The organism is Chromobacterium sp. CCUG 30098 (assembly GCF_059916605.1).
The window spans coordinates 78,631-99,034 of the sequence record NZ_JAUCGS010000004.1 but is presented as its reverse complement, the minus strand read 5'-3'; the positions used below and the strand labels follow the sequence as shown (position 1 = coordinate 99,034).

Annotated in this window: 17 protein-coding genes; 4 read left to right on the top strand and 13 right to left on the bottom strand. The window is 65.0% G+C overall.

The window, feature by feature from the left end:
• Nucleotides 1-24 precede the first annotated feature (24 nt).
• Nucleotides 25-537, top strand: a complete 513-nt coding sequence (locus tag QUG03_RS10780) for a hypothetical protein (RefSeq protein WP_227104264.1) — start codon at nucleotides 25-27, stop codon at nucleotides 535-537.
• 146 nt (nucleotides 538-683) lie between these two features.
• Here the strand turns inward: QUG03_RS10780 and QUG03_RS10775 are convergent, their stop codons facing one another.
• The 4 genes from QUG03_RS10775 to phhA all read right to left on the bottom strand — a co-directional run bounded on the left by QUG03_RS10775 (nucleotide 684) and on the right by phhA (nucleotide 5,653).
• Entirely contained in the window at nucleotides 684-1,739 is a 1,056-nt protein-coding gene (locus QUG03_RS10775; protein ID WP_500819968.1) for an ABC transporter ATP-binding protein, read from the bottom strand.
• 10 nt (nucleotides 1,740-1,749) lie between these two features.
• The gene (locus tag QUG03_RS10770) at nucleotides 1,750-3,360 is read right to left on the bottom strand and encodes an ABC transporter permease (RefSeq protein WP_227104268.1); all 1,611 of its coding nucleotides are present in this window, start codon (nucleotides 3,358-3,360) and stop codon (nucleotides 1,750-1,752) included.
• Nucleotides 3,361-3,468: 108 nt separating this feature from the next.
• On the bottom strand, nucleotides 3,469-4,461 hold the full coding sequence (locus QUG03_RS10765) for an extracellular solute-binding protein (RefSeq protein ID WP_107800088.1): 993 nt from the start codon (nucleotides 4,459-4,461) through the stop codon (nucleotides 3,469-3,471).
• Between the two features lie 298 nt (nucleotides 4,462-4,759).
• On the bottom strand, nucleotides 4,760-5,653 hold the full coding sequence (gene phhA / locus QUG03_RS10760) for a phenylalanine 4-monooxygenase (RefSeq protein ID WP_488905499.1): 894 nt from the start codon (nucleotides 5,651-5,653) through the stop codon (nucleotides 4,760-4,762).
• 131 nt (nucleotides 5,654-5,784) lie between these two features.
• Here phhA and QUG03_RS10755 point away from each other — a divergent pair, with 131 nt between their 5' ends.
• Nucleotides 5,785-6,267, top strand: a complete 483-nt coding sequence (locus tag QUG03_RS10755) for an Lrp/AsnC family transcriptional regulator (protein WP_227104270.1) — start codon at nucleotides 5,785-5,787, stop codon at nucleotides 6,265-6,267.
• A 410-nt stretch (nucleotides 6,268-6,677) separates the two neighbouring features.
• On the opposite strand, the gene QUG03_RS10750 is transcribed toward QUG03_RS10755, so the two are convergent.
• The 7 genes from QUG03_RS10750 to QUG03_RS10720 all read right to left on the bottom strand — a co-directional run bounded on the left by QUG03_RS10750 (nucleotide 6,678) and on the right by QUG03_RS10720 (nucleotide 13,587).
• Nucleotides 6,678-8,990 carry a Tex family protein gene (locus tag QUG03_RS10750; protein ID WP_500819967.1) on the bottom strand — a complete coding sequence of 771 codons (2,313 nt, stop codon included), beginning with the start codon at nucleotides 8,988-8,990 and terminating at the stop codon, nucleotides 6,678-6,680.
• A 109-nt stretch (nucleotides 8,991-9,099) separates the two neighbouring features.
• The gene (locus QUG03_RS10745) at nucleotides 9,100-9,462 is read right to left on the bottom strand and encodes a SpoIIAA family protein (RefSeq protein WP_048415463.1); all 363 of its coding nucleotides are present in this window, start codon (nucleotides 9,460-9,462) and stop codon (nucleotides 9,100-9,102) included.
• Between the two features lie 64 nt (nucleotides 9,463-9,526).
• Nucleotides 9,527-10,042 (bottom strand): ClbS/DfsB family four-helix bundle protein, encoded by a 516-nt coding sequence (locus QUG03_RS10740; RefSeq protein WP_500819966.1) that lies wholly within the window; start codon nucleotides 10,040-10,042, stop codon nucleotides 9,527-9,529.
• A 51-nt stretch (nucleotides 10,043-10,093) separates the two neighbouring features.
• Nucleotides 10,094-10,906, bottom strand: coding sequence for a DMT family transporter (locus QUG03_RS10735; RefSeq protein ID WP_107800092.1), 813 nt, complete (start codon nucleotides 10,904-10,906; stop codon nucleotides 10,094-10,096).
• 81 nt (nucleotides 10,907-10,987) lie between these two features.
• The gene (locus QUG03_RS10730; protein ID WP_233246720.1) at nucleotides 10,988-11,878 is read right to left on the bottom strand and encodes a DMT family transporter; all 891 of its coding nucleotides are present in this window, start codon (nucleotides 11,876-11,878) and stop codon (nucleotides 10,988-10,990) included.
• The gene (locus QUG03_RS10725) at nucleotides 11,875-12,402 is read right to left on the bottom strand and encodes a hypothetical protein (protein WP_107801906.1); all 528 of its coding nucleotides are present in this window, start codon (nucleotides 12,400-12,402) and stop codon (nucleotides 11,875-11,877) included. Before QUG03_RS10725 ends, QUG03_RS10730 begins: the two co-directional genes overlap by 4 nt.
• A gap of 75 nt (nucleotides 12,403-12,477) precedes the next feature.
• A complete protein-coding gene (locus tag QUG03_RS10720; protein WP_107800093.1) occupies nucleotides 12,478-13,587 on the bottom strand; it encodes an aromatic ring-hydroxylating oxygenase subunit alpha in 1,110 nt (369 codons plus the stop codon).
• A 673-nt stretch (nucleotides 13,588-14,260) separates the two neighbouring features.
• Here QUG03_RS10720 and pta point away from each other — a divergent pair.
• Nucleotides 14,261-16,354 (top strand): phosphate acetyltransferase, encoded by a 2,094-nt coding sequence (gene pta / locus QUG03_RS10715; RefSeq protein WP_235087450.1) that lies wholly within the window; start codon nucleotides 14,261-14,263, stop codon nucleotides 16,352-16,354.
• Nucleotides 16,355-16,557: 203 nt separating this feature from the next.
• Nucleotides 16,558-18,042: a methyl-accepting chemotaxis protein gene (locus QUG03_RS10710; protein ID WP_500819965.1), complete on the top strand. Its 1,485-nt coding sequence runs from the start codon at nucleotides 16,558-16,560 to the stop codon at nucleotides 18,040-18,042.
• Nucleotides 18,043-18,090: 48 nt separating this feature from the next.
• Here the strand turns inward: QUG03_RS10710 and QUG03_RS10705 are convergent, their stop codons facing one another.
• Together QUG03_RS10705 and QUG03_RS10700 are read right to left on the bottom strand one after the other, a co-directional pair.
• Nucleotides 18,091-18,561: a serine protease external chaperone gene (locus tag QUG03_RS10705; protein WP_107800096.1), complete on the bottom strand. Its 471-nt coding sequence runs from the start codon at nucleotides 18,559-18,561 to the stop codon at nucleotides 18,091-18,093.
• 2 nt (nucleotides 18,562-18,563) lie between these two features.
• A complete protein-coding gene (locus QUG03_RS10700; RefSeq protein ID WP_227104284.1) occupies nucleotides 18,564-20,354 on the bottom strand; it encodes a S8 family serine peptidase in 1,791 nt (596 codons plus the stop codon).
• Nucleotides 20,355-20,404 lie beyond the last annotated feature (50 nt).

The following is a 20,404-nucleotide window of genomic DNA, read 5'->3' as shown; positions in this document are numbered from 1 at the left end:
CGGCCACGCCGCGGGAGCCGACCGATGAGCTTATTTCCCGAACTGGGCAGCGCCAGTTTCGACGCCGAACTGCCGTTCTCGGTCCAGCCCTTGCCGGGCGGGATCTGCCCGGCGCGCCAGGAACGCGAAACCCGGCTGGCACTGCGGGTGCTGGCCGCGCCCACCGAAACCCTGCCCGAGGCCGATCCGATGCTGGTCAGGCTGGAGGCCAAGCTGGACCTGGCGCTGGAAGTGTCGCTGCTGTCCCGCCATCCGGAGCGCCCGCCGCTGACGCCGTGCCGGCTGGGCCTGGACAGCATCGCCTGGATCTCCGACCACGCCAACCACGGCAGCGAGCCGGTGCTGGTGGCGCTATGCCCCAATCCCGATTCCGCGCTGCTGCTCTTCCTCGCCGCCCGCATCAACACGGTGACGCCGGGCGAAAACGGCAACTATCTGATTCGCGCCGACATCGCCGGCGCCTTCGACGAAACCACTCGCCTGCTGTGGGAGAAATGGGTGTTCCGCCGCCATCGCAAGGCGATACTGGAACGCTAAGAGCGTGTTCACGATCTCGCGAGCTAAGGCGAGACAAGGCGAAAACGGCTGAGAAAGCGGAATGTACGCACGGTACATGAGCATTTCGAAGCGGGCACTCATCGCACAATGTCTCTACCGACGCGCAGCAGATCGTAAACAGGTTCTTAGCTCTCGCGCGGAAAAGCGATCAAATGATCCAGTTCCAGCCGGATGCCTATCGCCTCCCCCACAGCGTGGTCGTGATGGCTGGGCACCTGGGCCAGCACCCGCTGACCGGAAGGCAGCGCCAGCGTGTAATGGAACTCCGCGCCGCGGAACACCTTGGCGCAGACCAGGGCCCGCGTCGGACTGGCGTCGTCGTGCTGCACATCGTCGGGCCGCACCAGCACGTCCACCTCGTCCCCGGTCTCGAACTGCAAGGGCACGATGCCGCAGAACTCGCCTATCTCCAACGCCACGCAACGCGGCCCGGTCACCTTGCCGGCCAGGAACACGCCCTGGCCGATGAAGTCGGCGACGTAGCGGGTGGCCGGCTCGTGGTACAGCCGGTACGGCGTGTCCCACTGCAATAGCCGGCCCTGCTGCATCACTCCGACGCGGTCGGCGATGGCGAAGGCCTCGTGCTGATCATGGGTCACCATGATGGCGGTGGCGCCCTGGCTTTTCAGGATGTCGCGCACCTCGCGCGACAAGCGCTCGCGCAGGTCCACGTCCAGATTGGAAAAGGGCTCGTCCAGCAGCAGCAGGCTGGGCCTGGGCGCCAGAGCCCGCGCCAGCGCCACCCGCTGCTGCTGGCCGCCGGACAGCTCGTGCGGGTAACGCCGCGCCCACTCCGCCAGGCCCACCACCTCCAGCACCTCCAGCACCCGCGCCGCGCGCTGGGCCTTGGGCAAGGCGTCCAGACCGAAGCCGACGTTGCCGGCCACGGTCAGATGCGGGAACAAGGCGTAGTCCTGAAACACCATGCCGATGCGGCGTTGATGCGCCGGCACCTGCTCGCGGATGGAGCTGATCACCTGGCCGTTGAGGCGGATCTCGCCGCCCAGCAGGCCCTCGAAACCGGCAATGCAGCGCAGCACCGTGGTTTTGCCGCAGCCGGAACTGCCCAACAGGCAGGCGATTTCGCCCGCCCGCAATTCGAAACTCATATTGTCGACCACGCGGGTCTCGCCGTACTTCTGGCTGACCAGGTCGAACTCCAGCAAAGCTTGCATATCCATACGCTTCATCTCAGGCCGCATCCTTCTGCCGCGACAGCACCCATACCGGCAACAGGCCGGCCAGCACGATGGCCACCGCCGGCAAGGCCGCGCGCTCCCATTCGCCCTCGGTGGTCAAATTGAAAATTCTCACCGCCAGCGTGTCCCAGCCGTAAGGCCGGGTCATCAGCGTGATCGGCATCTCCTTCATCACGTCGACGAACACCATCAGCGCCGCGGTGAACAGGCCGCCGCGCAGCAGCGGCAGATGCAGGCGCGCCAGCAGGCGCAAGCCGCTGTAGCCCATATTGCGCGCCGCCTCCTCCTGGCTGCGGCTGATGCGGTGCATGGCCGCGTCCACCGCGGAATGCCCCACGGCCAGGAAGCGCGCCACATAGGCCAGCATCAGCACCAGCAACGTGCCCTTGATCACCGCGCTGGCGTCCGCCGCCAGCCAGGGGCGCAGCCAGTCCAGCAACAGATTGTCGAACCAGGCCACCGGCACGAACACCCCCACCGCCAGCACCGTGCCCGGCACCGCGTAGCCCAGGGTCGCCAGCCGGCTCCACAAACGGGTCCAGCGCGTCGGATCGCGCCGCGCCGCGTAACTGAGCAATAAGGCGATCATGGCCACCAGAACCGCGGCCAGCGAGGCCAGCAGCAGCGAGTTAGCCACGTGGCCGAGGAAATCCGCGTCCAGGTCCTCGGCCAGGTGGGCGCCGGCCCAGACCAGCAGCTGGCCGAAGGGCAAGACGAAGGCCAGCGCCAGCACCAGCGAGCAGGCGGCGGCGGCCAGCCAGCCGGCCGCGCCTTCCAGCCGCAAGCGCGGCTGCGGCGCCGCCTTGCCGGCCTGGGTATAGGCGCGGCGGCCGCGCGAACGCTGCTCCAGCCACAGCAGCAGCAGCACCATCAACACCAGCAAGGACGCCAGTTGCTTGGCCGCCGGCAAGGAGAACAGGCTGAACCAGGCCTTGTAGATGGCCGAGGTGAAGGCGTCGAAATTGAAAATGGCCACGGTGCCGAAATCCGCCAGCGTTTCCATCAGCGCCAGCATCAGGCCGCCGGCGATCCACGGCCGCGCCATCGGCAGCGCCACGCGGCGGAAGCCCTGCCAGCGCGACAGGCCCAGCGACTGCCCCACCTCCAGCGCGCGCCGGCCCATGGTGGCGAAGGCGTTGCGCGCCAACAGATAGACATAGGGGTAGAAGGCCAGCGACATCACCAGGATCACGCCCGGCGTGGAACGGATATTGGGCACCCAGGACGAATCGCCGAAACGCTCGCGCAGCCACGTCTGCAAAGGCCCGGTGAAATCGAACAGGCCCAATTGCGAAAACGCCAGCACATAGGCCGGCATCGCCAGCGGCAGCATCAGCGCCCAGTGGAAGAAACGGCGGCCGGGGAAATCATGCACCGCGGTCAGCCAGGCCAGCGGCACGCCCAGCAGCAGCACGCCGGCGCCGACGCCGCCTATCAGATACACGGTGTTGAGCAGCAGCTCCGGCAGCGTGTAATCGTACAAATGCCGCCACACCTCCCAATCCGGCGCCAGCAGCGACCATAAAATCACCAGCAAGGGCGCGACGGTCAGCAGGCTGACGCCAAAGGCCAGGCCGCGCCAAGGCGACAGAGAACGGATCATCGGCGGAGAAACCATGTCAAAAACGCAGGGAAACAAGCAAAGACAGCCTGCCGGGGCTTTGGTGCCCGACAGGCTGTAAATAAATGCGGACAGGCTGCCCGCCGCGGCTTATTTGTAGCCGACGCGGTCCATCAGCTTCACCGCTTCCGCCTGGCGCGAACCGGCATTGGCGACATTGATGTAGCTGTGCTTGAAGTCGCCCCAGGCGGCCACGCGCGCGTCAGGCTTGACCTTGGGGTTGACCGGGAACTCCATGTTCACGTCGGCGAACATATTCTGCGCCTTGGCGCTGGACAGCCATTCCAGGAACTTCAGCGCGCCCTTTTCGTTCTTGGCGTACTTGACCACGCCGGCGCCCGAAACGTTCACATGGGTGCCTTTGCCCGCCTGGTCGGCCCAGAAGATGCCTACCGGCAGATTGGGCGATTTTTCCATCAGGCGGCCGTAGTAATAGGTGTTGGCGATGCCCACTTCGCACTGGCCGGCGGCGATGGCCTCCAGCATCTTGGTGTCGTCCGGGAATTCGCGGGTGGCCAGATTATCCACCCAGCCCTTGACCACTTTCTCGGTCTTCACCGGGCCCAGATCGGACAACATCATCGCCACCAGCGACTGGTTGTAGACCTTCTTGGACGTGCGCAGGCACAGCTTGCCCTTCCACTTGGGGTCGGCCAGGTCGGCGTAGCTGGACAGCTGGCCCGGCTTCACTTTCTGGGTGTTGTAGAAAATGGTGCGCGCGCGGATGGACAGGCCGTACCACTCATGGCCCGGATCGCGCAGATAGGACGGAATGTTGGCGTCCAGCAAGGGCGACTTCACCGGCTTGAACAGACCCATCTTGGCGGCCTGCCACAGATTGCCGGCGTCCACGGTCAGCAGCAGATCGGCCGGGCTGTTGCTGCCCTCGGCGCGCAGGCGCTCCATCAGCGGACCTTCCTTGTCCGACACCAGCTTGATGTTGACGCCGGTTTCCTTCTTGTAAACCTCGATGATGGGCTTGAGCAGTTGCTCGGCGCGAGCGCTGTAAACCACTACGTCTTCCGCCATGGCGTGGCCGGCGAAACCCGCCAGGACGGCGGCAAGCATCAGGTGCGTTTTCAAGGTGTGTCCCCTGTTGGGTTGAGCGATAGGAATCAGAGCCTCAATCTAAGAGCCTGTTTACGATCTGCTGCGCTGCGGCGATACGGCGTTGAAAACGGCTTCGAAATGCTCATGTACCCGCTTTCTCAGCCGTTTTCGCCTTGTCTCGCTCTAGCTCGCAAGATCGTAAACGGACTCTAACAAAAATGAGAATGCTTATCAATCTAGTAAACACCCCCGCTTTCGTTTTAATCGAAACAAATAAAAAGACCCGCCGCGGCGGGTCTATCCCAAGCTTGCCAGCCATCACGGCCAGGCTTCACACATCCTCGGAATCGCCCCAGCCGCTGCGATCGCCAATATTGAACACCTTGTCTGCCGGGGCCACGTCGCCGGCGCCCAGCGTCGGTTCCGCCGCCAGCCGCGCGTAGATGGGCGCGAAGTCCGGCGCGGTGGCGTCGAACAACTGCTGGAAGCTGTCGATGACGAAATAGGTTTTCTGGAAAGTGTCGATGCGGTAGCGGGTGCGCATGATGCGTTCCAGATCGAAGCCGACGCGGTTGGGGCTGGCGCTGTCCAGGCAGTACACCGATTCGCCCTTGCTGGACACGATGCCCGCGCCGTAGATGCGCATGCCCTTGGGCGTGTTGATCAGGCCGAACTCCACCGTGTACCAGTACAAGCGCGCCAGCATCGGCAAGACGCCCAAGGCCTTGGCCTTCATGCCGCCCTTGCCGTAAGCCTCCAGGTAGTCGGCGAACACCGGATTGATCAACAGCGGCACATGGCCGAACAAATCATGGAACACATCGGGTTCTTGCAGATAATCCAGTTGATGCGGCTCGCGCAGCCACCAGGTGACCGGGAAGCGGCGGTTGGCCAGATGCTCGAAGAACACGTCGTCCGGAATCAGGCCCGGCACCGCGACGATTTTCCAGCCGGTGGCGGCCATCAGTTGTTCATTCAGCTTGGCGAAGTCCGGCACCCGGTCCGCGTCCACGCCCAGGCGCTCCAGGCCTTCCAGGAATTCGTCGCAGGCGCGGCCCGGCAGCATCTCGCTCTGGCGGCGGTACAGCGTGGCCCAGGTGGCGTGGTCGGCGGCGGTGTAGCGCTCCAGCGGTTGCGGCAGGGTGAAGTCCGCGCTGTCGTGGCTGAGTCCGACGTTCTTGCGCGTGGTGATGTCGGGCACGACGAAATCGGCTCGGTCGTTCATGGCGGTGGGTCCGGATATTTAGGTGGATAACTCTAGTTTAGGCCCGGAGCGATGCGGGAAGACCGCAAAATTTGCCTGTATGCGATTTTTTTTGCACACTTGCCGCATATAACCGCCATGAAATGCTCACTATGCGCAAAATTGAATTGGACCGCTTCGATTACCAGATCCTGGACGCGTTGCAGCACGACGCCCGCGTCACCCATCAGAAACTGGCGCAGCAAGTGGCTTTGTCCGCGTCCCAGATCGGCCGTCGCATCCAGCGCATGGAGGAAAGCGGCGTGATCCAGGGCTATCAGGTGGCGCTGAAGCCGGAACAGGTGGGCTTGTCGGTGATGGCTTTCGCCCACGTCAGCCTGGAGCGCCACAGCGAAAGCGCCTTGCAGGAATTCGCCCAGGCCATCAACGAGCTGCCGGAAGTGCTGGAATGCTACGCTGCCGCCGGCGAGGCGGACTATCTGCTGCGCATCGTGGTGCCGGACCTGCCCTCGCTGTCCACCTTCGTGATGAACCGGCTGATGCGGCTGTCGCTGGTGCGCAGCGTCAAATCCACCATCGCCTTGAACGCGATCAAACAGACGATGAAGCTGCCGCTGTCCTCGGTGCCGGAATGAAAAACGGCGGGCAATGCCCGCCGTTTTTCTCTTAGAACCTGTTCACGATCTTTCCGAGAGATGGCTCCAAGACATGGAATCCGCTGCGCGGATGGTGATTTTCTTTGCCGGGGCTGCCCGGCGAGCAGGGAGGAGATATTTGCTTGGCCAAATATCCCCTCCACCCCTAAAGGCCACCCTGCAAGCCTGGCCTACGGCTTCCCGCCGGTTCCCGTCAGGCCCGAGGCGCGGCTGAACTCGCAGCGCGCTACCGTCGCGCTGCTCGAACAGGCAGCCGCTTAAAACCTCGGACCTGCCACCCGACGGCAGGCTTGAAGGGACCCGGGGCGCGTCGGATACGCGGCCTCCTGTGCAGAACACCGTGTTTCAAAACACAGACAAAAGATCGTGAACAGGCTCTTAAAACCGCCTCAGCGCTTGAGCTTGGCGAACGCCGCCGCCATCGCGGTGTCGCCGGCCGGCTGCTGGCCGCGCTGGCGGTCGCCGCCGCGCCTATCCTGGCCGCGCGGACCGTCGTTGCGCGGGCCGCGGCTGTTGCCGGCGCCCGGCGCGTCGTCCAGCCGCATGGTCAGCGCGATGCGCTTGCGCGCCGCGTCCACTTCCATCACCTTGACCTTGACCACGTCGCCGGCCTTGACCACTTTGCGCGGGTCGTCGACGAACTTGTTGGACAAGGCCGAGATGTGAACCAGGCCGTCCTGGTGCACGCCGATGTCGACGAAAGCGCCGAAGTTAGCGACATTGGTGACCACCCCCTCCAAGACCATGCCCGGCTGCAAGTCCTTGATGTCTTCGACGCCGTCCTGGAAGGTGGCGGTCTTGAACTCCGGACGCGGGTCGCGGCCCGGCTTGTCCAATTCGCGCAGAATGTCCATCACCGTGGGCAGGCCGAAGCGTTCGTCGGTGTAATCCACCGCCTTCACCGTTTTCAGGAAACCGGAATCGCCGAGCAGCGACTTCATCTCGCGGCCGGTTTTGAGCACGATCTGCTCCACCACCGGATAGGCTTCCGGATGCACGGCGGAGCCGTCCAGCGGGTTGTCGCCGTCGCGGATGCGCAGGAAGCCGGCCGCCTGTTCGAAGGTTTTGTCGCCCAGCCGCGGCACTTTCAGCAATTGCCTGCGGTTGCGGAAAGCGCCGTTCTGATCGCGGTAGGACACGATATTGGCCGCCAGCGTGGCGTTGAGGCCGGAGATGCGGGTCAACAGCGGCGCCGAGGCGGTGTTGACGTCGACGCCGACGGCGTTGACGCAATCCTCCACCACCGCGTCCAGCGCGCGCGCCAGCTGGCTCTGGTTGACGTCGTGCTGGTACTGGCCGACGCCGATGGACTTGGGATCGATCTTCACCAGCTCCGCCAGCGGGTCCTGCAAGCGGCGGGCGATGGACACCGCGCCGCGCAGCGACACGTCCAGATCCGGGAATTCCCGCGCCGCCAGTTCCGAGGCCGAGTACACCGAGGCGCCGGCTTCGGACACCACGATCTTGGTCATGCCCAGCTGCGGATAGGCGCGGATCAGCTCCTGCGCCAGCTTGTCGGTTTCGCGGCTGGCGGTGCCGTTGCCGATGGCGATCAGATCCACGCGGTGACGCGCGCACAAGGCGCCCAGCACCGCCAGCGAGCGGTCCCAGTCGCGGCGCGGCTCGTGCGGATAGATGGTGGCGGTGTCCAAGAGCTTGCCGGTGTCGTCCACCACCGCCACCTTGCAGCCGGTGCGCAGGCCCGGGTCCAGGCCCAGGGTGGCGCGCCGGCCGGCCGGCGCCGCCAGCAAGAGATCATGCAGATTGTCGGCGAACACCTTGATCGCCTCGGCGTCGGCGGCGTCCTTGAGCCGCGACACCAGTTCCAGTTCCAGCGACAGGAAGATCTTGGCGCGCCAGCACAGGCGCACGCCGTCCAGCAGCCATTTGTCGGCCGGGCGGCCGGCGTCGCTCACGCCGAAGCGCGCGGCGATCAACTGCTCGTAGGCGGAGCGCTCGGTGATCGGCGTCTCGTCCGGCTGATACTTCAGCGTCAGACTGAGCACGCCCTCGTTGCGGCCGCGCAATAGCGCCAGCGCGCGGTGCGAGGGCGTGGCGCGGATGGCTTCGCGGTGCTGGAAATAATCGGAGAACTTGGCGCCCTCGTGTTCCTTGCCGGCTACCACCTGGCCGGCCAGCTCGCCCTCGCTCCACAGTTTTTCGCGCAACCGCCCCAAGAGTTCGGCGTCCTCGGCGAAGCGCTCGATCAGGATGGCGCGCGCGCCGTCCAGCGCCGCCTTGGCGTCGGCCACGCCGGCTTCGGCGTTGACATAGGCGGCCGCGGCGGCGTTGGGGTCCTGGCTAGGGTCGGACAGCAGGCCGTCGGCCAAGGGCTCCAGCCCGGCTTCGCGCGCGATCTGCGCCTTGGTGCGGCGCTTGGGCTTGTAAGGGAGGTAAAGGTCTTCCAGCGTGGTCTTGTTGTCGGCGGCGTAGAGCGCGGCCTCCAGTTCGGGGCTCAGCTTGCCTTGCTCGGAAATGCTGCCGAGGATGCTGACGCGGCGCTCGTCCAGTTCGCGCAGATACACCAGGCGCTCGGCCAGGGTGCGAAGCTGGGTGTCGTCCAGACCGCCGGTGACTTCCTTGCGGTAACGGGCGATGAAGGGAACGGTGGCGCCGCCGTCTATCAGTTCGATGGTGGCGGCCACTTGCGCCTCGCGGACGGAGAGTTCCGCCGCCAGACGATGGGAAATGCTTTTCAACATCGGTTTTTATTCTTTCGAGTTGAACAAAAACCGCTACTCTACCGCCATTGCCGACAAAATCAACCGGGACGCCGCATAGGGCGTCCCGAAATCAGCGCAACCGGACAAATCAGGTGCCCGCCGCCACCGGGCTTTCCAACCAGGCCTGGGCCTCTTCCGCGGTATCGAAATACTGAGTGCGGGTATTGGACAGCAGGCCGGCGATGTGGGCGGCCAGCTTGATCCAGACATCGCTGACCACCAGCGCCACGCGGCCGACGTGGTTTTCATGGGCGCGCATGAATTTGACCTCTTCCACCGCCATGTCCAGCGTGAAGTCCTTCAACTCGGTCAGGTCCAGCAGCAGGTCGGGCTTGGCGCACTCGGACTGGCGCTTGAGCAAGGCCTCTTCCAGCAGCTTGAAGTCCGCCAGCGTGAATTCGTTGTACAGCGCCACGTCCAGGCCGTAGTGTTGTTCGCGTATCGAGATCATGTGCTTCTCCTTTGCGGTGTCGCTTTCATTTTAAGGCTTGGCCGCACTGGCGCGGCAAGCTTTTTCAGGCGGCCGGCAGCGTCTTGAGCCAGGCGACGAGCCGCCCGCGGGCGTTGCGGCAGGGCGAGGCGGTGTTGAACTGTATCATCCGCCCGCGCGTCCATTTGTCGTACCAGGCGCGGCCGTACAGCGCCTCGTCGGAGTAACCTTCCACCAGCGCCTCCACCTGGCGCTGGCTGTCGTCCAGCATCGCGCATAGCCGCGTCCAGTCGCCTATCCCCTGGTAATCGCGGTAGAACTTCTGCGCCAGCAGGCCCAGTTGGTTCCAGCGGTAGCCGGCGTCGGGAAAGTCTATCGGCAGGCCTTCCCGCTCCAGCCGGTGCCACTTCAGCACCAGCGCCTGCCAGCCCAGCAGATAGGCCAGCAGGTCCGCCGCGCTCATCCGGCTGTGCTTGGCGTGGCCGTCCAGTTCCTGGACGAAGGCGCGCTCCGGCGGCACCCGCGCCAACACCGTGCGCAAGCGCCGGTATTCGTCCCTCATCGCCGCCAGCAAAGCCGCCTTGTCCGCCGGTACCGCCATCCTCCCACCCTCCAGGCCGGGTCCGGCGCAGCGCCGGATTTCGCTTCCAGCTTAACGCCGGCTGGCCAGCATGCCGCTGACGATGATCAAACCCATCGCCGCCAAGCCGGCGGCGCTGAGCGGGTCGCCCCACAGCCCCACGCCCAACAGGGTGGAAAACACCACGGTCAGATAGGACAGATTGGCGGCCAAGAGCTTGCGCCCCACTTTATACGCGCGGGTCATCGCCAATTGGGCGATGGTGGCGGTGGCGCCCAGGCCCAGCAGCAGCCAGACGTTTTCCAGCGTCACCGGGTGCCAGGTTTCGAACAACATCAGCAGCAGGCCGCCCAGCGTGGAGATCAGCGCGAAATAGAACACCACCTTCCATTCCGGCTCGCCCTGGCGGCCCAGTTCCCGCACGTGCAGATAGGACCAGCCGGCCAGCAGACCGGAGCCGACGCCGAGCAGGCCGGCCACCCAGGCCTCGCTGGACAAGGTGGGCCGCAGCAACAGCACCACGCCGACAAAGCCCAGCGCCAGGCCGGCCAGCGCCTGCTTGGGCAGGCGCTCGCGCAGCAGGACCACCGACAGCAGCGCCAGGAACATCGGCGAGGTGTAGTTGAGCGTGACCGCCGTGGACAGCGGCAAATGGGCGATGGCGTAGAAATACAATAGCATCGAGACGTAGCCGATCAGGCCGCGCTGCACGTGATAGCGCAGCAAGGGGGTGGCGAAGCGATCGCGCCGCCACAAGGCCGCCGCGCCCAGGGTGACCACGCCCATCAGCGTGCGCCAGAACACCAGCTCGGTGGAGGAGAAATACTCGGCGCCCAGCTTGACGAACACCCCCATCAGGCCGAAAAACACCGCCGCCACCACCATCCAGCCCGAACCCAGGCGCCACTTTCCGCTAGTCAAACCACGTTATCCTTATGCATTGTTGTTGAATATCCAAGTTCTGTTTCAACGCAGGGCCGCCATCAGGCCGGATCCCACAATCAAGGCCATCGCCGCCAGCGACCATCCGCTCAGCGGGTCGCCCCACAACACCACGCCCAGCAGCACGGAAAACAGCACGGTCAGATAAGCAAAGCTGGCCACCAGGTATTTGCGCCCGTCCTTGTAGGCGCGAGTCATCGCCAGCTGGCCCAGCATGCCGCAAACGCCGACGCCCAGCAGCGGCAAGACATTGTCCGCCGTCACCGCGCTGAAGCCCGGTCCCAGGATCAGCCAGACGCCGCCGAACAGGCTGGAAACGGAGAAAAACCAGAACACCACCTTCCAGGACGGTTCGCCCATCCGGCCCAGCTCCCTCACCTGAAACACCGCGTAGCCGGCGCTGACGCCTGACAAGAGTCCGATCAGGCCGGCCAGCCACTGCGCCGAACTGAAAGTGGGCCGCAGCAGGATGACGATGCCGACGAAGCCCAGCAACAAGGCCAGGCCGGTGCGCGGCGTCAGGCGCTCCTTCAGTTTGACCACGCACAATAAGGCGAAGAACAGCGAGGAGGTGTAGTTCAGCGTCACCGCGGTGGACAAGGGCAGCCGGGTCAGCGCGTAGAACAGCGCCACCATGGACATATAGCCGACGAAGCTGCGCTTGATGTGGCCGCGCCAATGCGGCGTCCGCGGCGACTGGCGCTTCCAGGCCATCGCCGCGCCCAAGGTCAGCGCGCCGATGGCGGTGCGCCAGAACAGCAGCTCGGTGGAGCCGAAGGCGTCGGCACCCAGCTTGACAAACATGCTCATCAAGGCGAAGCACAGGGCCGCCACCACCATCCAGCCGGAGCCCAAACGTCCCTGGCGCAAGCGCAGCCCCAGGGTTCTCGCGCCCTCGCTCAGCGCCGGCGTCATCGCTTCAACAATTCCAGCGACAGACAGATGGCCTCCATCTGCCGGCGGTAGGTCTTGAACTCCGACGCGTTGGCGGCGCAGCGCGCCTCCGCCATGCGCTTTTTGTCCCCCAGCTGGAACACGTGCAGATTATGCCGGACGATCCACAAGCGGTTGGAGACGAAACGGCCGTCGCGGTATTCGGTGACCAGCCGGCCGCTGCGGCTGTTGCCGCGGGCGAAATTGGCGGCTTCGCGGTTATCGCCCTCGCGGCGGTATTTCTGCGCCAGCCGGGCCAGGGTGTCGCCGCGCCCCGGCTTGCGCGCGAACACCTGCACATCGATGGCGGCGCGCTCGCGCTGGTCCGCCTTGGGCGGCACCACGCGCAGCACGCGCTGACCGTCCACCACGCTGGGGCGGACCTTCCAGCCCGGCGGCACATTGAAACGCACCCGGCTGGCGGCATCGGTATAGACGGCGGCCTGGGCCAGCGGAGCCAGCAAGGCCAGCGACAAGGGCAAACAGCGGAAAAGCGTTTTGAGCATGGAATCGGGCAAACCAGAATAAGAAAGGCGCGGACTGGGTCCGCGCCTTTCCATTATGACACTGCAAGCCGCCGCTTAACCAGCCAGCGCCGCGCCCATTTTGCGCCGGTAGAACTCGTGGAAGTGCAGCATGCCCTCCTCGGTGGGAGATTGATAAGGCCCCACCTCGTTCTCGCCGCGCAGCCACAAGGCGCGGCGGCCTTCGTGCATGCGGTAGCAGATTTCGTCGTCTTCCTTGGCGGTTTCGAAGTAAGCCGCCTGCTCCGCCTCGATGAACTCCGGCTCGAACCACACCACGTCCTCTGGGTAGTAGAACTCGGTCAACACCGTGCACTGCTCCGGCCCGCGCGGCATCACCACGCTGACCACCAGCACGTGCGGATACCACTCCACCATGATGTTGGGGTAGTAAGTCAGCCAGATGGCGCCGAACTCCGGCTGCTGATCGGCGTAGCGCCGGCGGACTTCCTCATGCCATTTGCCGTAGGCGCGGGAACCGGAAGTGGCCAGCTGGTTCTTCACGCCCACGGTCTGCACATGGTATTGCGCGCCCCACTCCCATTTCAGGTCGCCGCAATCGACGAAATTGCCCAGGCCGGGGTGGAAGGGATCGACGTGGTAATCCTCGGAATACACTTCGATGAAGGTCTTCCAGTTGAAGCCGTACTCGCTCAGATGGCTGGAATGGTAGGCGTAGCCGTCAAAACTCATGTGCTTGGCCACGCCCAGGTTTTCCAGATCGCGCGCCACATTGCGGCGCGCGTCGAACAAGAGGCCGTTCCAACGCGTCAGCTCGGTCTGGTTCAATTTCAGGCACGGCGTTTCCGGAAAATGCGGCGCGCCCAGCAAAGCGCCTTCGGCGTCGTAAGTCCAGCCATGCAGATTGCAGACGATATGATTGCCGTTGCCGCGGCCTTTATAGATGACCGCCTGGCGATGGCGGCAGACATTGGAGATCAGCTTGACCCGTCCATCCACGTTCTTGAGCATCTTGCCGTGGCCCATCCATTCCAGAGTCTGATAATCGCCGGCGTTCGGCGTCATCAGCTCATGGCCATAGTAGAGGGGCGCGTCTCCAAACAGCAGCCGCTGTTCCTGAGCGTAATAGGCAGGATCGAAATAGGTATAGACGGGTAGCTGGGCAGCAGAAGCTTGAAGCAACTGAGCGGAAGCCAGATCAGACATTATTCCCACACCTCCGTGGTAGAAGATATAAGACCAGCCGAATCTCGCTTAAAACGAGTTTGCGGGACTATCAAAAACAATCAACAAAAACAAGGCCGAACCTTGCGGCCGAGGGGCGGATTATGCCCCCGCCCCCCCACCGGGGCAAGCCTTTCCTCTCTGCTGGAAGCGGGTTCTTGGCGTAAAAACATCTGCTTGCCATACCCAAATCATACTTAGAATAATATTTTTGATAGGAATCAAAGCTTTAGCATTCACGCTGCAATGCAATATTAGAGTCGCTTAATTCATGATGTTATAATCGCCGTCATCGCCGCCGTCCGGCCCTGGAGCCTGACCCCATCTGGACTGTAGCCGATATGCCGCCAGTTACAATGCCTGCCGCGTAAAAGCAGGCGCAGCCATGCTTTTCGCCGGAGACCCCGCGGCGCTGACGCCGGCTTCCGGCAATGCTATACCGATTGAAAGCCGCGTCCGACGCAGCGGGAATCCATGCCCGCCGCCGCGGCCGCGAGCTCGGGTCCAACGGCGACAAAACCGCTGATTTTTGCCGAAATGCTGAATTTAACGACTCATCGCGCCAAGCGCCTGCAGCCTGCGACACCGTTCGGTCGGTGCCGGACCGCCATTCGCGCCCATGCCCGCCGCGCGTCACAGGAAAGTCTCTGAAACCATGCAAACCTTTTTCCTCGCACCCATCGGCTTCAACGCCGGCCTGACCTCGGTGGCGCTGGGCGCCATCCACAGCCTGGAACAGGCCGGCCTGCGCGTCGGCTTCGTCAAGCCCATCGCCCAAGGCGCGGACCCCAAGGAGCCGGAGCGCTCCACCCACTTCGCGCGCGCCATCTGCCGGCTCAATCCGCCGGAGCCGATTCCGATGGAGCGGGTGGAACACCTGCTGTCCAAGGGCCAGGTGGATCAGTTGATGGAGGAAGTGGTCAGCCTGTATCAGCAGGCGGCCCATCAGGTGGACGTGGTGCTGGTGGAAGGCCTGGTGCCGGACCAGAAGCAGGTGTTCTCCACCTTCCTCAACACCAAGATCGCCCGCAATCTGCAGGCGCAGACCATCCTGGTCAGCGCCGCCGACAATCTGGCCAGCCATGAGATCGCCGAGCAACTGGAAATGAGCATCCAGGCCTTTGGCGGCGGTCAGGGCGGACAAGTCGCCGGCTACATCCTCAACCGGGTGCCCAAGGATCAGAACGCCCAGGACATCGCCACCGAGGTGCTGGAAAGCGGCAGCCTGATGAAGAAGGTCAGACTGCCGCTGCTGGGCGCCATCCCGCACGAACCCGAGCTGCTGGCGCCGCGCACGCTGGACGTGGCCAATCATCTGAAGGCGCGGCTGCTGCACGCCGGCCAACTGACCAGCCGGCGCGTGCGCACCATGGTGGTGACCGCCCGCACCGTGCCCAATATCGTGCACCTGCTCAAGCCCGGCGCGCTGATCATCACCCCGGGCGACCGCGAGGACATCGTGCTGGCCACCGCGATGGCGGCGATGAACGGGGTGCCGCTGGCCGGCCTGCTGCTGACCTGCGACTCGATGCCGGACCCGCGCATCATGCTGCTATGCCAGCAAGCCTTCACCGGCGGCATGCCGGTGATGGCCAGCGAATCCAATACCTTCGACACCAGCAGCGCGCTCAACAATATGAGCTTGCAAGTGCCGTCCGACGACCGCGAGCGCATGGAGCGCGTGATCGAATTCGTCGCCGAACACCTGAACGTGGCGCCGCTGAAGCAATACATCGGCGCACCGCAGGAACTGCGCCTGCCGCCGCCGGCCTTCCGCTATCAGCTGATGGAAAAAGCGCGCAAGGCCAATAAGCGCATCGTGCTGCCGGAAGGCAACGAACCGCGCACCATCCAGGCCGCCGCCATCTGCCACGAGAAGGGCATCGCCCGCTGCGTGCTGATCGGCCAGCGCGCCGAAATCCTGCAAGTGGCGGAAGCCCAGGGCGTGACGCTGCCGGAATCGGTGGAAATCATCGACCCCAACGAGGTGCGCGGCCGTTACGTGCCGCCGATGGTGGAGCTGCGCAAGAGCAAGGGCCTGAACGCGCCGATGGCCGAGCAGCAACTGGAAGACAATGTGGTGATGGGCACCATGATGCTGGCGCTGGACGAAGTGGACGGCCTGGTGTCCGGCGCGGTGCACACCACCGCCAACACCATCCGTCCGGCCCTGCAGCTGATCAAGACCGCGCCGGGGGCCCGCATCGTCTCCAGCGTGTTCTTCATGCTGATGCCGGAGCAGGTGCTGGTTTACGGCGACTGCGCGGTGAACCCGGACCCGGATGCCGAGCAATTGGCCGACATCGCCATTCAGTCGGCGGACTCCGCCGCCGCCTTCGGCATTCCGCCGCGAGTGGCGATGATCTCCTACTCCACCGGTTCCTCCGGCAGCGGCTCGGACGTGGAAAAAGTGCGCGAAGCCACCCGCATCGCCAAGGAAAAGCGGCCGGACCTGCTGATAGACGGCCCGATGCAGTACGACGCCGCCAGCGTGGAATCGGTGGGCCGCCAGAAGGCGCCGGACAGCGCGGTGGCCGGCCGCGCCACCGTCTTCGTGTTCCCGGACCTCAACACCGGCAACACCACCTATAAGGCGGTGCAGCGCTCGGCCAACGTGGTGTCGGTGGGCCCGATGCTGCAAGGCCTGCGCAAGCCGGTCAACGATCTGTCGCGCGGCGCGCTGGTGGACGACATCGTCTACACCATCGCGCTGACCGCGCTGCAGGCGGAGCAAGGCGAGTCCGCTTGAACTGAAGCCGCCCTCCCCCAACCGCCTGCCGCCCGGCAGGCGGTTTCGCCGTTCCGCGCAACAGCGCCCCTCCCCTTCGCCGCCCTGTCCGGTCATGCCATTGCGTTAATTCAAACAATTGTTTTACATTGGAGCGCCATAAGAGCCGCACAACAACAAGCTGCGTCCGCAGCCGCGTCTACAACGCATCAGAGGGGCACTCCATGTCGATTCAAACCATCACCGAATGGTTCATCCCGGACCGCGTCCGCCTATCCCCGGAACAGGCGATCCGCGGCCGCACCGTCGTCGGCGTCGGCCTGCTGGCCGGTCTGGTGGCGCCGCTGTTCGCCGTCGAATACCTGCAACTGGGCCACAGCGCGATGGCCGCCGGCATCGCGCTAGGCGGCCTGGGCCTGCTGCTGGGGCCGCTGCTGCTCAAGCTCAGCGGCGCGGTGCGCTTCAGCGCGGAATTCATCACCAGCTGCATGTACGCGATGGTGTGCTGGATGGTCTACGTCAACGGCGGCATCCAATCCACCAGCATTGTCTGGTTCGCCGCCATTCCCTTCACCGCCGTCTTCGTCGCCACCCGCGTCTCCGGCATGGTCTGGCTGGCGCTGACCGCGGCCGCCATCGGGCTCTTCCTGTGGCTGAGCGCCCGCGGCCTGCTGCCGGCCAACCCGATTCCCCACGCGGAAATCCCCAAGCTGCAAGCCAAGTCTCTGGCCGGCCTGTCCCTGGTGGTGCTGGCCCTGGCGCTGGCTTTCGACAAGGCCAAGGTCAAAAGCTTCGAGAAACTGGAAAGCGCGCGGCGCGAGGCCGAACAGGCGCAACAGGCGATGCGGCAGCTGATGGCCCAGCTGACCCAGTCCATCCAGGCCGCCTCCAGCGCCAGCCGCGACATCGCCGGCAGCACCGGCAATATGGCCGACACCATGGCCAGCCAGCGTGAACGCTCCGAGGACATGGTGGTGATCGCCCAGCAGATGGCGGTGGTCACCAGCCAGAACGCCGAGCAATCGGTAACCGCCACCCAGCTGGCGCACACCGCGGGCCAGGCGGCCTTGGGCGGCGGCGAGGCGATGGACCAGGCGGTGCGCCAGTTGAGCAAGGCCGGCGAGGTGATTGCGCTGGCCTCCGGCCGGCTGGAACAATTGGGCGAACGCAGCGCCGAGGTCAGCGGCATCGTGCAGCTGATCCGCGACATCGCCGACCAGACCAATCTGCTGGCGCTCAACGCCGCCATCGAGGCGGCGCGCGCCGGCGAGCTGGGCCGCGGCTTCGCCGTGGTGGCCGACGAGGTGCGCAAGCTGGCCGAGCGCACCCAGAACGCCACCCTGGACATTGAGCAGAAGATCCGGCTGATCGTCGACGGCACCAATCAGGCGCTGGTGGCGATGCGGGACGGCAATCAGCAGATGCGGACCGGCCGCGACCACTCGGTGGACGCCCAGCAAAAACTCTCCGGCATCATCCGCGAAACCGGCGAGCTGGCCAGCCTGCTCAGCCAGATGTCTCAAGCGGAAGCCAATCAGAACCAGGGTTTCGCCCAGTTCGCCCACGACATCACCGCGGTGGGCGAATCCACGCGCAGCCTGTCCGGCGAAACCCAGGCCATCGCCGACGCCATCGCGCGGCTGGATCGCTTGCTGGTGGAACTGGGCCAAAACACCCGCCACCTGCAGCCGCACACCGCCGAGGCATGAAAAACGCCGGCCCCGGGCCGGCGTCGTCCTTTGGACTGGCGAACGCCCTTACTGCGGCAACTCGCTATTGCTGAACACCTCCAACTGCACCTGCTTGACTCGCTTGTCCGCGGCCAGACGCTGCTGCAAGGACAGCAGCTCGGCCTGGGCCGGCGCGTCGAACACCACCACGCTCTGGGTGCGGTAGCGCACGCTCAGGCTGTGATCGCGCGCCAGCGCGGCCTCGTCGCGCGGCGAAGCCAGCTTCACCATCACCACGCCGCTGACCTTGGACGGCGCCAGTTCGCCTTCGGAACGCAGCACGTCGCCGCGCTTCAGCGTCGCGCCGCCTTCGCTCGCCGCCGAGCGGGCGCTGACGCCCAGCGGCAGCTTGCCGGCCGGCGCCGCTTGTTTGTAATAAGTCTTGCCGTTGATCACCAGCGGCTGACCGCCCGGCTTCTGCTTGAAGGACGGAACGTCGGCGGCTTGGGCGCCGGCGGCCAGGGCCAGCAGGCCGGCCAGAATCAGGGAATGTTTCATCGTTATGCTCCTTTGTGGCCGATGAAGCGGATGGACCAAGACCGCAGGGTGCCGGCGGCGTTGGGCAGGCTCAGCGTGCGCTGACCCTGAGCGTCGCGGTAGTCGTAATAGTACTCGGCGCCATTGGTGTCGATCACGCGCAGCCGCCATTGGCCGCGCGCCGATTCGCCGTAGAAGTGGTTGGACAACAGGCGCTGCTGGTTCAGGCCGTAGCTCTCGTTCACCAGGCCGGTGCGCGGCGACAGCAATACCGAGCGGGTGCCGGCCGGCGAGATCAGCTCCACCGCCAGGTCGTTGGCGCGGCCGTGTTTCGCGTCCACCAGCACCTGCACCGCTTCCACCGTCAAATCCTCGGCATGGGTGTACGCGCTGTCCAGGCCGGCTTCGCTGGCGTCCGGAATCGCCTTCATCACCGACACCGTCTGCCAGCGCGTCTTCTCCAGCGCCGTCAGCGGCTTGTGATTGCGGCCCAGTTCCACCGCCTTGTCCACATCGATCAGGCCGAAGCCGTAGAACGGGTGGAAAGCGAGGCCGGCGGCGTTGTTCTGCCATCCCGGCAAAGCCTGGTAGCTGTGCGCGCCGCCCTTGGCGTCCTTGAACGCCAGGGTCACGCCGGCATGATTGGCGTCCACTTTGCGCGCCGATTTGATCAGCAGATCGCGCACATCGCGCGCGCTCAGATTGGGATACGCCGACATCAGCACCGCAAACGAACCGGAGGCGGCCGGCGCCGCGGCGGAAGTGCCGTTCATGGTGCCGCGGTAATCGCAATTCGGGTCCAGCGCAGTGCCGCCGTGCAACTGATTGGTGGACGGGCGCAGCGTGGAGTTGGAACCGCGGTCGCAACCCACCAGATCGGTGGTCACCATCGCCGGGCTGGCGGTGCCGTACTCGCCGCCCGGCGAGGTCAAGAGCACGTTGGCTCCCACCGAGGAGTAGGACGAGCGCACGCCGTCGGCGTTCAAGGCCGACACCACCACGTTCCAGTAATTGCTGTTGTCGGTGGTCAGGTTGGAGTCCTGGATCGGCAGGCCGTCGTTGCCGGCCTTGGCCAAGACATAAGTAGGCTTGCCGTCGTCGTCAGAGCCGGACTGGAAGCTGACGTAGGCGTTGCCCGCCGACTTGACGAAGACCGCGCCCTTGCCGCCGTTGCTGCGCAGGCTGACGTCCTCGTGCGCTTCGTCGCGCACCCGCAGCGTCATATCGGTGTCCGGATTGCCCGGGATCGAGCGGATCGCCGAGCTGCCGTAGCTCTGGTTGAACACGCGGGAGAGGGTGGACGACTGGCCGGCGCTGTCGCTCGGCGACTTGCCGTGAGACAACATCCAACCGGCGGTGGTTTGCGCCTTCAGCCAGTTGAAGCCGTTCAGGCTGGCCGCCGGCGCCACGCCGCGGCCGCCCAGATTGTTGAAACCCACCGCGGCGGCGATGCCGGCCACGGCCGTGCCGTGGCTGTCGGTGGCCGAGCTGGGGGTCGGGTCGTCGCTATTGTTGGCCAGGTTCTTGGAACCGGGCACCACATTGCCCGCGAGGTCCGGATGGCGGATTTCCAAGCCGTCGTCGATGACGGTCACCGTCACGCCGCGGCCCTGGATGCTGCGCGAATGGCTGAGCGCCAGGTTCAGATCGATGCCGGCCACGCCGCCGCGTTGCGAAAACGCGTTCTGCCCCGTGTTTTGCAGGAACCATTGCTGGGACACCAGCGGATCTCCCGCTTGCAAGGGCGTTGCGGCCTGACCGGCCAGGGACGCCAGGGCCAGCGAAACCGCGCCCACCGTGATATGGATACGCATTGCATCTCCTAAGTGTCGAAACTGCTGTCGATAGGGAACAACCGCCGCGA

What these genes read in the sequence shown, in the direction of transcription:
- QUG03_RS10775 (WP_500819968.1), bottom strand. Translation starts at nt 1,739, where the DNA reads ATGGATATGCAAGCTTTGCTGGAGTTCGACCTGGTCAGCCAGAAGTAC.
- QUG03_RS10740 (WP_500819966.1), bottom strand. Translation starts at nt 10,042, where the DNA reads ATGGCGGTACCGGCGGACAAGGCGGCTTTGCTGGCGGCGATGAGGGAC.
- QUG03_RS10720 (WP_107800093.1), bottom strand. Translation starts at nt 13,587, where the DNA reads ATGTCTGATCTGGCTTCCGCTCAGTTGCTTCAAGCTTCTGCTGCCCAG.
- QUG03_RS10770 (WP_227104268.1), bottom strand. Translation starts at nt 3,360, where the DNA reads ATGATCCGTTCTCTGTCGCCTTGGCGCGGCCTGGCCTTTGGCGTCAGC.
- QUG03_RS10700 (WP_227104284.1), bottom strand. Translation starts at nt 20,354, where the DNA reads ATGCGTATCCATATCACGGTGGGCGCGGTTTCGCTGGCCCTGGCGTCC.
- QUG03_RS10745 (WP_048415463.1), bottom strand. Translation starts at nt 9,462, where the DNA reads ATGATCTCGATACGCGAACAACACTACGGCCTGGACGTGGCGCTGTAC.
- QUG03_RS10730 (WP_233246720.1), bottom strand. Translation starts at nt 11,878, where the DNA reads ATGACGCCGGCGCTGAGCGAGGGCGCGAGAACCCTGGGGCTGCGCTTG.
- QUG03_RS10725 (WP_107801906.1), bottom strand. Translation starts at nt 12,402, where the DNA reads ATGCTCAAAACGCTTTTCCGCTGTTTGCCCTTGTCGCTGGCCTTGCTG.
- QUG03_RS10735 (WP_107800092.1), bottom strand. Translation starts at nt 10,906, where the DNA reads ATGGTGGTGGCGGCGGTGTTTTTCGGCCTGATGGGGGTGTTCGTCAAG.
- QUG03_RS10755 (WP_227104270.1), top strand. Translation starts at nt 5,785, where the DNA reads ATGCGCAAAATTGAATTGGACCGCTTCGATTACCAGATCCTGGACGCG.
- QUG03_RS10705 (WP_107800096.1), bottom strand. Translation starts at nt 18,561, where the DNA reads ATGAAACATTCCCTGATTCTGGCCGGCCTGCTGGCCCTGGCCGCCGGC.
- QUG03_RS10780 (WP_227104264.1), top strand. Translation starts at nt 25, where the DNA reads ATGAGCTTATTTCCCGAACTGGGCAGCGCCAGTTTCGACGCCGAACTG.
- QUG03_RS10750 (WP_500819967.1), bottom strand. Translation starts at nt 8,990, where the DNA reads ATGTTGAAAAGCATTTCCCATCGTCTGGCGGCGGAACTCTCCGTCCGC.
- QUG03_RS10710 (WP_500819965.1), top strand. Translation starts at nt 16,558, where the DNA reads ATGTCGATTCAAACCATCACCGAATGGTTCATCCCGGACCGCGTCCGC.
- phhA (WP_488905499.1), bottom strand. Translation starts at nt 5,653, where the DNA reads ATGAACGACCGAGCCGATTTCGTCGTGCCCGACATCACCACGCGCAAG.
- pta (WP_235087450.1), top strand. Translation starts at nt 14,261, where the DNA reads ATGCAAACCTTTTTCCTCGCACCCATCGGCTTCAACGCCGGCCTGACC.